The organism is Brevundimonas sp. UBA6550 (assembly GCF_002434505.1).
In the GTDB taxonomy this organism is placed as follows: domain Bacteria; phylum Pseudomonadota; class Alphaproteobacteria; order Caulobacterales; family Caulobacteraceae; genus Brevundimonas.
This window is the reverse complement of the sequence record NZ_DJKE01000003.1, coordinates 35,887-48,865: the sequence shown is the minus strand read 5'-3', so window position 1 is coordinate 48,865 and position 12,979 is coordinate 35,887. Positions and strand designations below refer to the sequence as shown.

Annotated in this window: 14 protein-coding genes; 5 read left to right on the top strand and 9 right to left on the bottom strand. The window is 68.1% G+C overall.

Going from position 1 to position 12,979, the window contains the following annotated elements; translation table 11 throughout:
- Nucleotides 1-110: 110 nt before the first annotated feature.
- Complete coding sequence (gene dut / locus B3Z70_RS02615; protein WP_292024538.1) at nt 111-566, bottom strand: dUTP diphosphatase; 456 nt, start codon at nt 564-566, stop codon at nt 111-113.
- Nucleotides 563-1,792 (bottom strand): bifunctional phosphopantothenoylcysteine decarboxylase/phosphopantothenate--cysteine ligase CoaBC, encoded by a 1,230-nt coding sequence (coaBC, locus tag B3Z70_RS02610; RefSeq protein ID WP_292024540.1) that lies wholly within the window; start codon nt 1,790-1,792, stop codon nt 563-565. Before coaBC ends, dut begins: the two co-directional genes overlap by 4 nt.
- Nucleotides 1,793-1,905: 113 nt before the next feature.
- Between coaBC and B3Z70_RS02605 the strand changes: the two genes are divergently transcribed.
- Nucleotides 1,906-2,424 carry an S-type pyocin family protein gene (locus B3Z70_RS02605; protein WP_292024543.1) on the top strand — a complete coding sequence of 173 codons (519 nt, stop codon included), beginning with the start codon at nt 1,906-1,908 and terminating at the stop codon, nt 2,422-2,424.
- 41 nt (nt 2,425-2,465) lie between these two features.
- Entirely contained in the window at nt 2,466-3,314 is an 849-nt protein-coding gene (locus B3Z70_RS02600) for a haloacid dehalogenase-like hydrolase (protein ID WP_292044604.1), read from the top strand.
- Here the strand turns inward: B3Z70_RS02600 and B3Z70_RS02595 are convergent.
- From B3Z70_RS02595 to sdhC, 7 genes are read right to left on the bottom strand one after another with little or no spacing between them, the layout of a single operon-like run.
- A complete protein-coding gene (locus B3Z70_RS02595; RefSeq protein WP_292024545.1) occupies nt 3,311-3,667 on the bottom strand; it encodes a PilZ domain-containing protein in 357 nt (118 codons plus the stop codon). The genes B3Z70_RS02600 and B3Z70_RS02595 overlap by 4 nt on opposite strands.
- Entirely contained in the window at nt 3,664-4,479 is an 816-nt protein-coding gene (locus B3Z70_RS02590) for a kinase (protein ID WP_292044601.1), read from the bottom strand. Before B3Z70_RS02590 ends, B3Z70_RS02595 begins: the two co-directional genes overlap by 4 nt.
- Nucleotide 4,480: 1 nt before the next feature.
- Nucleotides 4,481-4,801: a 2Fe-2S iron-sulfur cluster-binding protein gene (locus B3Z70_RS02585; RefSeq protein WP_039246732.1), complete on the bottom strand. Its 321-nt coding sequence runs from the start codon at nt 4,799-4,801 to the stop codon at nt 4,481-4,483.
- Nucleotides 4,802-4,856: 55 nt separating this feature from the next.
- The gene (locus B3Z70_RS02580) at nt 4,857-5,651 is read right to left on the bottom strand and encodes a succinate dehydrogenase iron-sulfur subunit (RefSeq protein WP_292044599.1); all 795 of its coding nucleotides are present in this window, start codon (nt 5,649-5,651) and stop codon (nt 4,857-4,859) included.
- Nucleotide 5,652: 1 nt separating this feature from the next.
- A complete protein-coding gene (gene sdhA, locus B3Z70_RS02575; protein ID WP_292024548.1) occupies nt 5,653-7,437 on the bottom strand; it encodes a succinate dehydrogenase flavoprotein subunit in 1,785 nt (594 codons plus the stop codon).
- Nucleotides 7,438-7,445: 8 nt separating this feature from the next.
- Nucleotides 7,446-7,850: a succinate dehydrogenase, hydrophobic membrane anchor protein gene (gene sdhD, locus B3Z70_RS02570; protein WP_292024549.1), complete on the bottom strand. Its 405-nt coding sequence runs from the start codon at nt 7,848-7,850 to the stop codon at nt 7,446-7,448.
- Complete coding sequence (sdhC, locus tag B3Z70_RS02565; protein WP_292024550.1) at nt 7,847-8,311, bottom strand: succinate dehydrogenase, cytochrome b556 subunit; 465 nt, start codon at nt 8,309-8,311, stop codon at nt 7,847-7,849. Before sdhC ends, sdhD begins: the two co-directional genes overlap by 4 nt.
- Nucleotides 8,312-8,517: 206 nt before the next feature.
- Here sdhC and B3Z70_RS02560 point away from each other — a divergent pair, with 206 nt between their 5' ends.
- From B3Z70_RS02560 to alaS, 3 genes are all read left to right on the top strand, one after another.
- A complete protein-coding gene (locus tag B3Z70_RS02560; RefSeq protein ID WP_292044597.1) occupies nt 8,518-9,114 on the top strand; it encodes a hypothetical protein in 597 nt (198 codons plus the stop codon).
- A 37-nt stretch (nt 9,115-9,151) separates the two neighbouring features.
- The gene (locus B3Z70_RS02555; RefSeq protein WP_292044594.1) at nt 9,152-10,018 is read left to right on the top strand and encodes a pirin family protein; all 867 of its coding nucleotides are present in this window, start codon (nt 9,152-9,154) and stop codon (nt 10,016-10,018) included.
- A 309-nt stretch (nt 10,019-10,327) separates the two neighbouring features.
- Nucleotides 10,328-12,973: an alanine--tRNA ligase gene (gene alaS / locus B3Z70_RS02550; RefSeq protein WP_292044592.1), complete on the top strand. Its 2,646-nt coding sequence runs from the start codon at nt 10,328-10,330 to the stop codon at nt 12,971-12,973.
- Nucleotides 12,974-12,979: the final 6 nt, after the last annotated feature.

Genomic DNA, 12,979 nt, shown 5'->3' with positions numbered 1-12,979 from the left:
CCCTGGGATCCATATGCCCGGTCTCGACGCCGGTGTGCCGCGCGGATGCATCGAGCGTATGGATCCTCGCCACAAGGGCGAGGATGACGGAGACGCAAAAGGGCGCTGGCCTACCGCCCCGTCGAGCCGAACCCGCCTGTCCCACGTGCGGTTTCGTCCAGCGTTTCGACCTCTATCCAGTCCGCCCGCTCATGCCGTGCGATCACCATCTGGGCGATGCGTTCGCCGCGGCGGATGACGAAGGGCTCGGCACCGATGTTGGCTAGGATCACGCCGCACTCGCCGCGATAGTCGCTGTCGATGGTGCCGGGCGCATTGGGGCAGATGATCCCGTGCTTCAGCGCCAGACCCGAGCGCGCCCGCACCTGGGCCTCGTAGCCCAGCGGCAGGGCGATCTTCAGGCCCGTGGGCACCAGGGCCCGCTGGCCGGGCGCCAGGGTCATCGGCTGATCCTCGGGCACGGCGGCCCGCAGGTCCATTCCGGCCGATCCGGCCGTCTCATAGGCGGGCAGGGGCAGGCCCTCGGCGTGCGGCAGGCGCAGGATCTGGATGGCGGTCTCGGTCATTCTGAAGCCTTGAACTGGTCGGCGATGCGGGCGGCGACGGCCCGGGCGATGGCGGTCTTGGACTGACGCGGCCAGGCCTCGGTCCCCTCGGCGGTCACCAGAAGCACGGCGTTGCCGTCCGAGCCGAAGACCTCGTCGGAGACGTCGTTACCGATGATCCAGTCGCAGCCCTTCCGCGACAGCTTGGCGCGGGCGTTGGCCTCCAGGTCCGTGGTCTCGGCGGCGAAACCGATCACCAGGGCCGGCCGGTTCGGGCCGGGCGCGGCGATCCCCGCCAGGATGTCGGGGTTTTCGATCAGGGCCAGGGTCGGCGGGCCGCCCGGTCCCTTCTTGATCTTGCCGCCGGCGATGGTGTCCACGCGCCAGTCGGCCACGGCGGCCGACAGCACGGCGATGTCGGCGGGCAGCTGGCCTTGCGTCGCCGCCTGCATCTCCAGCGCGCTTTCCACGTCGATGCGCGTCACGCCGGTTGGCGCCCCAAGCGCCGTCGGCCCCGACACCAGCGTCACCTCTGCGCCCAGCTCGGCCAGGGCGGCGGCGATGGCGTAGCCCTGTTTGCCGCTGGAGCGGTTGGTCAGGCCCCGCACCGGGTCGATCGGCTCGAATGTCGGCCCGGCGGTGACCACGGCCTTGCGCCCGGTCAGGGGCCGTCCCGCCGCGCCCGCCAACAGGCCCTCGATGGCGTCCAGGATCGCGGCGGGCTCGGCCATCCGGCCCGGCCCGAATTCGCCGCACGCCATCTCGCCGCTGTCCGGCCCCACGACCGCGACGCCGTGCAAGCCAGGGAAGGCCTTCAGCCGCTCCATATTGGCCTGGACCGCCGGATGCTCCCACATCCGCACATTCATCGCCGGGGCCAGCAGCACCCGCTTGTCCGTGGCGATCAGGGTGGTCGAGGCCAGGTCGTCGGCTAGGCCGTTCGCCGCCTTGGCGATCAGGCCCGCCGTCGCCGGCGCCACCACCACCAGATCGGCCCAGCGCGACAGCTCGATATGGCCCATCGAGGTTTCGTCGTCGGGGTGGAACAGGCCCGCGCGCACCGGATGACCGCTCAGCGCCGCCAGCGACAGGGGCGTCACGAACTCGGCCCCGGACTCGGTCAGTATCACCCGCGTCTGCCCGCCCGCCTTGGCGATCAGCCGCACCAGCTCCAGCGCCTTATAGGCCGCGATGCCGCCGCCGATGATCAGCAGGATCTTGCGATGGGTAAGGGCGCGGCTGTCCATGGCTCCGGTCTAGCGATCCTCCATGACCGCGTCGAGACGCAGCGCAGGAACATTGCGCGAACAATGAAGTTGTGCTTTCGTCGCGTCACGCGGGTATATGAAGGGGTGTGCGAATGAAGACGACGACAAGGGGCGTGGTTGCGCTGGCGATGGGCGGATTGCTGCTGGTCGTTGGGGCTTGCGACCGATCTTCGGCGGTCGAGACGCGGGATCGCTCGACCGAGGCCAAGCCGGTGGCCTTGGCGGACACGGCTGGATCGGTCGCCGAGATGGGGTCGGCGCCGGAGGTCAAACCCGTCCTGACCGCCAACCGGCGCGAGACGGTCGACGCCAAGATCACCCGCCTTTACGACCGCAACGGCGCCGACTTCGGGGCCCGCTCGGCCGAGGACTATCTGGCCAAGGTCACGGCCTTCACCACCAAGCCGCCGCGCGACGTGGAGACGGTCAAACGCCCGAACGGCGACACTTTGATCTATCAGGCCTCCACCAACACCTTCGCCGTGGTGGCGCGCAACGGCACGCCGCGCACCATGTTCAAGCCGACCACCGGCGCGACCTATTGGGACGAGCAGAAGACGGCGGCCCCCACCTTCGGCCAGCGGCGCCAATCGACGGGGGAGGCCGGCTGATATAGAGGGCGGGGTTCGACTGACGCACCGGATGCCGCCTCATGGCCGAAAAAGCCCCGCTGAAAACCGCCCTCATCTATGATTTCGACGGCACCCTGGCCCGTGGAAACATGCAGGAGGTCAGCTTCATTCCCTCGGTGGGCGTGGACATCGGCGCCTTCTGGGCCGAGGCCGAGCGTCTGACCGAGGACGCCGACGGCGACGGCATCCTGATGTATATGCAGCTGATGCTGCACCATGCGCGCCAGAACGGCGCGCCCGTCACGCGCGAGACCCTGCGCGATCACGGCCGCGAGGTCGCCCTGTTCGAGGGCCTGAAGGACCTTAGCTGGTTCGACCGGATGAACGCCTTCGGCGCCAAATACGGGCTGGAGATCGAGCACTACATCATCTCCGCCGGGCTGGAGGAGATGATCGACGGCACGCCGATCCGCCCCGCCCTGACCCACGTCTTCGCCTCCCACTACGTCTATGACGACAAGGGCGAGGCCGCCTGGCCGGCGGTCGGCGTCAACTACACCACCAAGACGCAGTATCTGTTCCGCATCAACAAGGGCGTGAAGAACCACTGGGAGCACGAACGCATCAACCACTTCATCCCCGACGACGAGCGCGCCGTTCCGTTCGACCGGATGATCTTCATCGGCGACGGCGACACCGACGTGCCGACCATGAAGATGATGCACACCAAGGGCGGCTTCTCCATCGCCGTCTATGATCCGCGCTCGAACGAGAAGGACCAGAAGAAGGTCTATTCCCTGATCTCGGAGGACCGGGTGAACTTCGTCGCCGCCGCCGACTATCGCGAGGGTTCGGCGCTGGATCTGATCGTCAAGGGGCTGGTGGGGCGGATCGCCATCAACGCCGGATGCATGCCGGCCGGCCTTTAACGCCCGCCGGCCCTCAGCCAGGCGTCCCGCGCCGGAACCAGACGCGCCGGCGCCAGGCCGCGCAGGGATTTGGCCCCCGTCTGGCGCAGGCCCGCCTCCTGTCCGCGCTGCCAGACCACCTCGGCCGGATAGGCTATCGCCTCGGCGATATCGACCACCACGACCTCGCGCGGCAGGGCCGATCCGCGATCCATCCGCACCCGCATCCCGCCGTCCGACAGGTCCGCGATCAGGCAGGCGACCTCCACGTCCGCACCGCAGACCACCCCGCGCGCATTGAGGGCGCGGCGGGGCGTCGCGCGACGGTCTTCGGCGGGCGCGCCGGCCGTCGTCCTGGACTTGAACAGGTTCATAGGCGTTCAACGCCCGGACCGGCCGCGACGATCCCGCGATCCGCATCCAGCGTCACCGTCAGGTCCGGCGCGATCCCGCCGTCCAGCATGTGCCGGGTCAGCCGTTCATAGTGCTGGACGAACCGCCGCAACGCCGCGCGGCGCGTGTCCGACACCCGCTGGCCCGTCAGCCCCGCCTCCTGTTCGCAGCGCCAATCCAGCACCACGTCGAAGCCCGGCGCCTTCAGAAAGATCAGCGCGTCCAGCCGCCGGGTCACCGCACCGTAATCGCGCGCCAAGACCGCATTGACCGCACGTCGCCACACGCCGTCGGGGTCCGCCTCCCGCTCCAGTCCGTTGATCGGCTGCGCCAGCGCCGACGGGTCCTGCGGCGTCGCGCCTAGACACCAGCCCTCCAGCACGATGGCGCGGGGTCGGCCCGTCGCCACCGGCCAGACCGCCTCGGCCGCACGGTCGTCGGCCAGCTTGTCGAACCGGGGCAGCGCCGTTCGGTCGTTCGGCCCGGCCGTGATCAACCGATCCAGCACCGCGTGCAGCAGCGCCAGGTCATGCGTGCCCGGCGGGCCGCGCGTGGCGAACAGGGGATGGATGGCGCGCGCCATTCTCGTCCGTTCCGCCTTGGTCAGATAGACGTCGTCCAGCGACAGGGCCGCGCCGCCGAACCGTTCGGCCAGTCCCAGCGCCAGGGTCGATTTGCCCGATCCCTGACAGCCCGCCACACCGATGATCGGCGTCGCGTCCTCGGCTGCGATTCGCAGAATGTGGTGTTCGATCCAGCCGCCGATCGTTTCGACCAGGGCGGCGGCGGTCATCTCAGTGCTGGTTTTCCGGCAGCCGCACGATCAGGCCGTTCAGCGCGTCCGACACCCGGATCTGGCAGGACAGGCGGCTGTTGGGCTCGACCTCTTCGGCGAAGTCCAGCATGGACTCCTCCATGGCGCTGGGCTTGCCCGTCGCCTCGCGCCAGGCTTCGTCGACATAGACATGGCAGGTGGCGCAGGCGCAGGCCCCGCCGCAGTCGGCGTCGATGCCCGGCACATTGTTTCGGATCGCGCCTTCCATGACCGAAAGGCCCGGTTTCACGTCCACGACGTGTTCGGTTCCGTCATGCTCGATATAGGTGATGCTGGCCATGCGCCGCTCCTAACCCAGGGAACCGCCGGAGACAAAGCCTCCGGCGTCCGATCCGTCAGGCCGCCTTCTTGCGGCTGGGGGCGACCATCAGCTTCTTGGTCTCGGCGATGGCCTTGGCCGGGTTCAGACCCTTGGGGCAGACCTGGGCGCAGTTCATGATCGTGTGGCAACGATACAGTTTGAACGGGTCTTCAAGGTCATCGAGGCGCTTCTGGGTCGCGTCGTCGCGGCTGTCGGCGATCCAGCGATAGGATTGCAGCAGCGCCGCCGGGCCCAGATACTCTTCCTGGTTCCACCAGTAACTGGGGCAGGAGGTCGAGCAGCAGGCGCACAGGATGCACTCGTACAGGCCGTCCAGCTTCTCGCGCTCGGCCGGGGTCTGCAGACGTTCCTTCTCGGGGTCCGGCTCGTCCGACTGGAGGTAGGGCTGGATCGAGTCGTACTGGGCGTAGAACAGGCTGAGGTCCGTCACCAGGTCCTTGACCACCGGCTGGTGGGGCAAGGGGGCGATGGTGATGTTGTGCGAGGAGCATTCCTCCCAGCCCTTGGTGCAGGCCAGGGCGTTGCGCCCGTCGATGTTCATCGAGCAGGAGCCGCAGATGCCTTCGCGGCACGACCGCCGGAACGACAGGGTGGGATCGATGGTGTTCTTGATGTGGATCAGGGCGTCCAGCAGCATCGGACCGTGGTCGCCAGTCGGCACCTCATAGGTGTCCCAGCGCGGATCGGCGTCGGTTTCCGGATCGTAGCGATAGACCTTGTAGGTCTTCACGTCCTTGGCGCCCGGCGCGGCCTTGTGGACCTTGCCGGTCGTCGGCTTTGAGCCTCTGGGGAGAGTGAGCTGGACCATCTTAGTAAACCCGCGCCTTCGGCTCGATATAGGCGATGTCGTCCGACATGGTGTAGTTGTGGACCGGACGATAGTCGATCTGGACGCCCTCGCCCGGACGCTTCCAGGCCAGGGTGTGCTTCATCCATCTTGCATCATCTCTATCGGGATAGTCCTCGCGGGCGTGGGCGCCGCGCGATTCCGTCCTGTTCAGGCCGCCCTCGATGGTCACCATCGCCTGGGCGATCAGGTTGTCGTACTCCAGCGTCTCCATCAGATCCGTGTTCCAGATCAAACCGCGATCGGTGGTCTTGATGTCGGCGCCGGCCGCCTCGATGGCGCGCAGCTTGTCGACGCCCTGCTGCAGGGTCTCGCCGGTGCGGAACACGGCCGCATCCGCCTGCATGGCCTGCTGCATCGACAGACGCAGCTCGGCGGTGGGGGTCGAGCCGTTCGCGTTGCGGAAGCGGTCAAGGCGAGCCAGATGGGCGTCGGTCTGGGCCTTGGAGGCCGACGGCACGGCGGACGCCTTGTCCACCACCTCGCCGCAGCGCAGGCCGACGGCGCGGCCGAACACCACCAGGTCGGTCAGGGAGTTGGAGCCCAGGCGGTTGGCGCCGTGCACCGAGACGCAGGCCGCTTCGCCCACGGCCATCAGGCCAGGCACCACGCTGTCGGGGTTGCCGTCGCGCAGCGTCAGGACTTCGCCGTGATAGTTGGTGGGGATGCCGCCCATATTGTAGTGGACGGTCGGCAGGACCGGGATCGGCTCCTTGGTCACATCCACGCCGGCGAAGATCTTGGCGCTTTCGGAAATGCCCGGCAGGCGCTGGTGCAGGATCTTCGGGTCCAGGTGATCCAGGTGCAGGAAGATGTGGTCCTTCTTGGGACCCACGCCGCGGCCTTCGCGGATTTCGATGGTCATGGAGCGCGAAACCATGTCGCGCGGGGCCAGGTCCTTCACGGTCGGCGCATAGCGCTCCATGAAGCGCTCGCCTTCCGAGTTGGTCAAATAGCCGCCTTCACCGCGTGCGCCCTCGGTTATCAGGCAGCCGGCGCCATAGATGCCGGTCGGGTGGAACTGCACGAACTCCATGTCCTGCAGCGGCAGGCCGGCGCGCAGCACCATGGCGTTGCCGTCGCCGGTGCAGGTGTGGGCCGAGGTGGCGGAGAAGTAGGCGCGGCCGTAGCCGCCCGTCGCCAGAACAACCATCTTGGCGCGGAACTGGTGCAGTTGACCGTTATCGAGCTGAAGCGCGGTGACGCCGGTGCAGGCGCCGTCCTGCATGATCAGGTCCAGGGCGAAATATTCGACGAAGAACTTCACCTCGCGACGGACCGACTGTCCGTACAGGGTGTGCAGGATGGCGTGGCCGGTGCGGTCGGCGGCGGCGCAGGTGCGCTGCACCGGGCCTTCGCCGAAGTTTCGGGTCATGCCGCCGAAGGCGCGCTGATAGATCTTGCCTTCGTCGGTGCGCGAGAAGGGCACGCCCCAGTGTTCCAGCTCATAGACCGCCTTGGGGGCGTTGCGGACCAGATATTCGATGGAGTCCTGGTCGCCCAGCCAGTCCGACCCCTTGACGGTGTCGTACATGTGCCATTGCCAGCTGTCCTCGCCCATATTGCCGAGGGAGGCCGAGATGCCGCCTTGCGCCGCCACGGTATGGGAACGGGTCGGGAAAACCTTGGTCACGCAGGCGACCTTCAGCCCCTGCTGTGCGGCGCCCAGCGCGGCGCGCAGGCCAGAGCCCCCTGCGCCGACGACGACGACGTCGTATTCGTGATCGATCAGTTCGTAAGCAGCCATCGGTCTATTCAGGCTCCGAAGCCGGCGGGCAGCGGCGCCGAGCCCAGCGCCAGCCGCACGATGAAGAAGACGCTGGCGGCGGCCAGCACGACGAAGACGATGTTCAGCAGGGCGACCAGCAGGCCGCGCGTCCCCGCGTTCGGCACATAGTCCTCCAGCACGACCTTCCAGGCCAGGCTCAGATAGCCGAAGAAGACCACCGCCGTGATCGCCATCAGGGCCGCGTTCAGCGGATTGGCGAACCAGGCCAGAACGGCGTCATAGCCGGCGCCCGCCAGGGTGAAGCCGGTCGAGGCGACCCACAGGCCCAGCGGCAGCAGGGCGACCAGCAGCACCCGCTCGGTCAGCCATTCGCCGGCGCCGTGGCGCTCGGAAACCTTGACGTTGTTCTTGAACTTGACGGCGCCGCTCACAGCGAAACCCTCCCCGTGGCGAACAGGACGACCCAGAACAACACGGCCAGCGGGACCGGCGCCCAGACCGCGATGTTGGACAGCAGATTGGCCGACGCCAGCGTCAGCCCGTTGCCGGTGTCGTTATAGGTGTGACGCGCGCCGTTCAGGATGAAGGAGAACAGCACCGCCGTCAGGCCGAAGCCGACGAACAGACCCAGCGGCGATCCGGCCAGCATGAGGAAGCAAGCGTAGTGTTCCGGCCCGAACGCCATGGCGCCCAACCAGCCGACCACGAACAGCACGCCTACGGTCGCGGCGATGATGGTGGCGCGGAACAGGATGGAGGCGGCCATGGTCACGTGCCAGCGCCAGACGCTCATATGCGGCGAAAGCGGCGTGACGTGACCGTTCGGTTGGGTGACGAAACGACCCGTCCGGTCGTTTGCTGCGCCACCCGGTTTCGGGCTGGGCTGGGTCATGCGAATGGTTCTCAAAAGCGAATGAATTCAATCGCCGTGTGCGGTTGCGAAGGCTTTTGTGACCCTGGGGGGCCGGTGTCAACGCACGGCGGGACAGAAGCGGCGATTGTTGCGTTCCGAACCCTTGCCGTTCGCCCGAATCACGTTTTCGCGCAAAGGCCTGTCGGCTCTAGGCGATCGGTCCCGCGATTTGGCAGGGTGGACGCATGATCCTGTTCGCCCTTTTCGCCGGAGCGTCCATGGCGCAGGCTCCGCAAGCCGCCGGGCTTTTGGACGCCACGCCCGAAACCTATCAGGCCCCCGTGGTCCGGCCGTTCGAACCCCCGTCCGACTTCGGTCGGGAAACCGAAGCCCAGGGCGACGCCGGCGGCGACTGGCGCCGCAGCCCCCTGACCCAGCCGGTGGTCGTGGAGGCCTATGTCGGCGACTATGAAGTCAGCCCCGGCGATGTGCAGACTGCCTACGACCAGGGCGTCGCCCAGTCCGAGATCGACGCCGACCGCCGCGCCGGTCCGCTGGACGGGCGCTGGCGCGTCGCGGACGCCGACGGTAAACCGCTTTTGTCCTTCGCCCTGACCGACCGGGGCGAGGGGCGACGCATCGAGGGCGCCTGGCGCCGGCTGGACGCGCGGGCGGCGTCGACCGCCGATGGTCCGGCCGGTCCGGCCGGGTTCGACGGCGCCGCCGCCGTGGTGCCGCTGGCGGACGGCGAACTGCATCTGCGGGCCGCCGCCCACGGCTGGAGCGGCGAACTGGTGCAGAACGGCCGCGCCCGCGCCGTGACCGTCGCCCGCCCCGGCTAGGCTGGCGGCCGCTGATTAGCCACCCTATATGTGACGAATGACCCAGATTGCGTCCCGTCCCGTCCTTCGCCTGCATCCCGCCGTTCGCGACGACATCGGCGACCTGACCACGCGCCGCCCCGTGCCCGGCCCGGGGCTGGAGCAGGTCGATCCCTTCCTGTTCCTGAACCACCACGGGCCCCAGACCTATGCGCCGGGCAATGCGGGCCTGCCGTTCGGTCCTCACCCGCACCGGGGCTTCGAGACCGTCACCTTCATCCTGGACGGCGAGCTGGCCCACAACGATTCCGGCGGAGGGGAGAGCATCATCAAGGCGGGCGGCATCCAGTGGATGACCGCCGGCTCCGGCCTGATCCACGCCGAACTGTCCCCGGCCGCCTTCAAGCGCAACGGCGGGCCGATGGAGATCCTGCAACTGTGGGTGAACCTGCCGTCGCGGCTGAAGATGACCAGGCCGAACTATGTCGGCCTGCAGAAATCCGACATCCCGACCTTCGTCACCGAGAACGGCGTCACGGTCGAGCCGGTCTCGGGCGAGTGGCAGGGCGTCAAGGCGCCGATCCAGTCGCTGATCGACATCCATCTGGCCGTCGTTCGTCTGCCCGGCGGCGCGACGTTCGAGACGCCGGTCGCCCCCGGCCGCAACGTCTTCCTCTATGTCGTCAAGGGCGAGGTCTCCGTCGCCGGAACCGCCGTGCCGCAATGGAACCTCGCCGCCCTCGGCGACGGCGACGCGGTTCAGATCGCCGCCGCATCGGACGCCGTCGTCCTCCTGGGCTACGCCGAACCCATCGGCGAGCCGGTCTTCAGCCACGGCCCCTTCGTCATGAACACCCGCGACGAGATCATCCAGGCGGTCCAGGATTACCAGGCCGGCAAGTTCGGCCCGCCGCCGAGGGTGTGAACGCGGCGCGCGTCTCCGTCTCCTCCCCGTTTCGCGGGGAGGTGGCGCGGCGCTTCTTCAGCGCCGTGACGGAGGGGTTCTTCGGAGCGTCACCGAATCAAGGGCCGTGAGGCGTCCACAACCCCTCCACCGCGTAGCCTGTCCTCGGGCTCGTCTTTGGCGAGACCGGGGGGTGGTCCCCCTCCCCGCACAGCGGGGAGAAGACATCGTGTTCTCTGGCCCGTCCGCACCACGAGGGGATGATGCGTTCCCCGCCAAAACCCTATATGACGCCGGTTCCTTAGCGACCGCCGAGCCGAAGACCTGCCCATGCCCAGCCTGAACGAGATCCGCGCCACCTATCTGAACTATTTCGCGGCCGACGGTCACGAGAAGGTGCACTCGGCCCCGCTGGTGCCGCAGAACGACCCTTCCCTGCTGTTCGTCAACGCCGGCATGGTGCCGTTCAAGGACTATTTCACCGGCGCCGCCAAGCCGCCCTATCCGCGCGCCACCAGTTCCCAGAAATGCGTCCGCGCCGGGGGCAAGCACAACGATCTGGACAATGTCGGCTACACCGCCCGCCACCTAACCTTCTTCGAGATGCTGGGCAACTTCTCCTTCGGCGACTATTTCAAGGAACACGCCATCGACCGGGCGTGGAAGCTGGTCACGCAGGAGTTCGGGCTGGACGCCAAACGCCTCCTGGTCACCGTCTATATCGACGATGACGAGGCCGCCGCGATCTGGAAAAAGGTCACCGGCTTCTCCGACGACAAGATCATCCGCATCGCCGGCTCGGACAACTTCTGGGCCATGGGCGATTCAGGTCCGTGCGGTCCCTGCACCGAAATCTTCTGGGACCACGGCGACAAGATCGCCGGCGGCCCCCCCGGTTCGCCGGACGAGGACGGCGACCGCTACGTCGAGATCTGGAACAACGTCTTCATGCAGTTCGAGAAGGAGAACGACCAGATCGTTCGCAACCTTCCCAAGCCCAGCGTGGACACCGGCATGGGGCTGGAGCGGATGACCACCGTGCTTCAGGGCGTGCATTCTGTGTTCGAGACCGACCTGTTCAAGACCCTGATCGCCGCGTCCGAGGACGCCACCTCGACCAGGTCCGAGGGCGAGCGCGCCGCCAGCCACCGGGTCATCGCCGACCACCTGCGTTCGTCGTCCTTCCTGATCGCCGACGGCGTCACCCCGTCCAACGAAGGCCGGGGCTATGTCCTGCGCCGCATCATGCGCCGCGCCATGCGCCACGCCCACCTGCTGGGCGCCGCCGACCCGCTGATGCACCGGCTGGTCCCGACCCTGGTGGCGCAGATGGGCGACGCCTATCCCGAACTGGCCCGCGCCCAGCCCTTCATCGAGGACACGCTGAAGCAGGAGGAGATTCGCTTCCGCACCACGCTTGGACGCGGCATGACCCTGTTCGACACGGCGGTCCAAGGCTTCAAGCCCGGCGACATGCTGGACGGCCAGACCGCCTTCACCCTGTCCGACACCTATGGCTTCCCGCTTGATTTGACCCAGGACGAGGCCCGTCGTCGCGGCTTCTCGGTCAATGTCGACGGCTTCGAGGCCGCCATGGCTGAACAGCGCCAGCGCTCGCGCGAGAACTGGAAGGGCTCGGGCCAGACGGCCAACGCCGGCGAATGGCTGGCCGTGCGCGACCGCATGGGGCCGACCGTCTTCACCGGTTATGACGCCGTCGAAGGGTCGGGCGAGGTCTTGGCCATCATGAACGGCGGCGCCCCCGTCGAGGCGGCCGAAACCGGCGACATCGTCGAGGTCTTGTTCGACACGACCCCCTTCTACGCGGAGAGCGGCGGCCAGACCGGCGACCAGGGAACCCTGGAATGGCCCGGGGGTGAAGCCGAGGTGCTGGACGTCAAGAAACACGCCGGCGACCTGCACGTCCTGTCCGTCCAGATCACGGCCGGCAAGCTTCAGATCGGCGCCCGCGTGGCGCAGAGCGTGGACGCCGACAAACGCCTGACCACGCGCGCCAACCACTCGGCCGCCCACCTGCTGCACACGGCGCTGAAGAATGTCCTCGGCCCGCAGGTGGCGCAAAAGGGCCAGCTGGTCGACGCCGAACGCGCCCGCTTCGACTTCAGCCATTCGGCCCCGGTCACCGAGGACGAGTTGGCCGCCATCGAGGCCGAGGTCAACGCCGTGATCCGTCAGAACGTCCCGGCGGAGACCAAGCTTATGGTCCCCGCCGACGCCATCGAGGCCGGCGCCATCGCCCTGTTCGGCGAGAAATACGGCGACGAGGTTCGCGTCCTGACCCTGGGTCGTTCGCTGGTCAGCGACAACGCGCCCTATTCGGTCGAACTGTGCGGCGGCACCCACGTCGCCCGCACCGGCGACATCGGCCTGTTCAAGGTGGTTCAGGAAACCGGCGTCGCCGCCGGCGTCCGCCGCATCGAGGCCCTGACCGGCGAGGCCGCGCGCCTCTATCTGGAAGGTCAGGCCAGGGTCGCCCGCAACCTGGCCCGCGACTTCAAGATCCAGCCGCTGGACGTGCCGGCGCGTGTCGAGACCCTTCAGGGATCGGTCAGGACGCTGGAGAAGCAGGTCGCCGAGTTGAAGAAGCAACTGGCCCTGGGCGGTGGTTCGGGCGCGTCCTCCGCGCCGGAGGAGATCAACGGGACCAAGCTGATCGCCCGCGTCCTGGACGGGGTGGACGGCAAGGGCCTGCGCGGCGTGGCCGAGGACTTCAGGAAACAGGTCGGCACGGGCGTCGTGGCCCTGATCGGCGTGACCGAGGGCAAGGCCGCCGTCACCGTGGCCGTCACCTCGGATCTGGCCGGCACGGTCAACGCCGCCGACCTGGCCCGCGCCGCAGTCCTGGCCATGGGCGGCCAGGGCGCGGGCGGCAAGCCCGACTTCGCCCAGGGCGGCGCCCCCGACGGCGCCAAGGCCGAGGACGGTCTGGCGGCGGTCCGCGCTGCGCTGGCCTGAACCGAC

Excerpts from the sequence above, each read along its gene's own strand:
- dut (WP_292024538.1), bottom strand. The coding sequence starts at position 566 with ATGACCGAGACCGCCATCCAGATCCTGCGCCTGCCGCACGCCGAGGGC.
- B3Z70_RS02555 (WP_292044594.1), top strand. The coding sequence starts at position 9,152 with ATGACCCAGATTGCGTCCCGTCCCGTCCTTCGCCTGCATCCCGCCGTT.
- B3Z70_RS02595 (WP_292024545.1), bottom strand. The coding sequence starts at position 3,667 with ATGAACCTGTTCAAGTCCAGGACGACGGCCGGCGCGCCCGCCGAAGAC.
- B3Z70_RS02605 (WP_292024543.1), top strand. The coding sequence starts at position 1,906 with ATGAAGACGACGACAAGGGGCGTGGTTGCGCTGGCGATGGGCGGATTG.
- B3Z70_RS02600 (WP_292044604.1), top strand. The coding sequence starts at position 2,466 with ATGGCCGAAAAAGCCCCGCTGAAAACCGCCCTCATCTATGATTTCGAC.
- B3Z70_RS02580 (WP_292044599.1), bottom strand. The coding sequence starts at position 5,651 with ATGGTCCAGCTCACTCTCCCCAGAGGCTCAAAGCCGACGACCGGCAAG.
- B3Z70_RS02590 (WP_292044601.1), bottom strand. The coding sequence starts at position 4,479 with ATGACCGCCGCCGCCCTGGTCGAAACGATCGGCGGCTGGATCGAACAC.
- alaS (WP_292044592.1), top strand. The coding sequence starts at position 10,328 with ATGCCCAGCCTGAACGAGATCCGCGCCACCTATCTGAACTATTTCGCG.
- sdhA (WP_292024548.1), bottom strand. The coding sequence starts at position 7,437 with ATGGCTGCTTACGAACTGATCGATCACGAATACGACGTCGTCGTCGTC.
- B3Z70_RS02560 (WP_292044597.1), top strand. The coding sequence starts at position 8,518 with ATGATCCTGTTCGCCCTTTTCGCCGGAGCGTCCATGGCGCAGGCTCCG.
- sdhC (WP_292024550.1), bottom strand. The coding sequence starts at position 8,311 with ATGACCCAGCCCAGCCCGAAACCGGGTGGCGCAGCAAACGACCGGACG.
- B3Z70_RS02585 (WP_039246732.1), bottom strand. The coding sequence starts at position 4,801 with ATGGCCAGCATCACCTATATCGAGCATGACGGAACCGAACACGTCGTG.
- coaBC (WP_292024540.1), bottom strand. The coding sequence starts at position 1,792 with ATGGACAGCCGCGCCCTTACCCATCGCAAGATCCTGCTGATCATCGGC.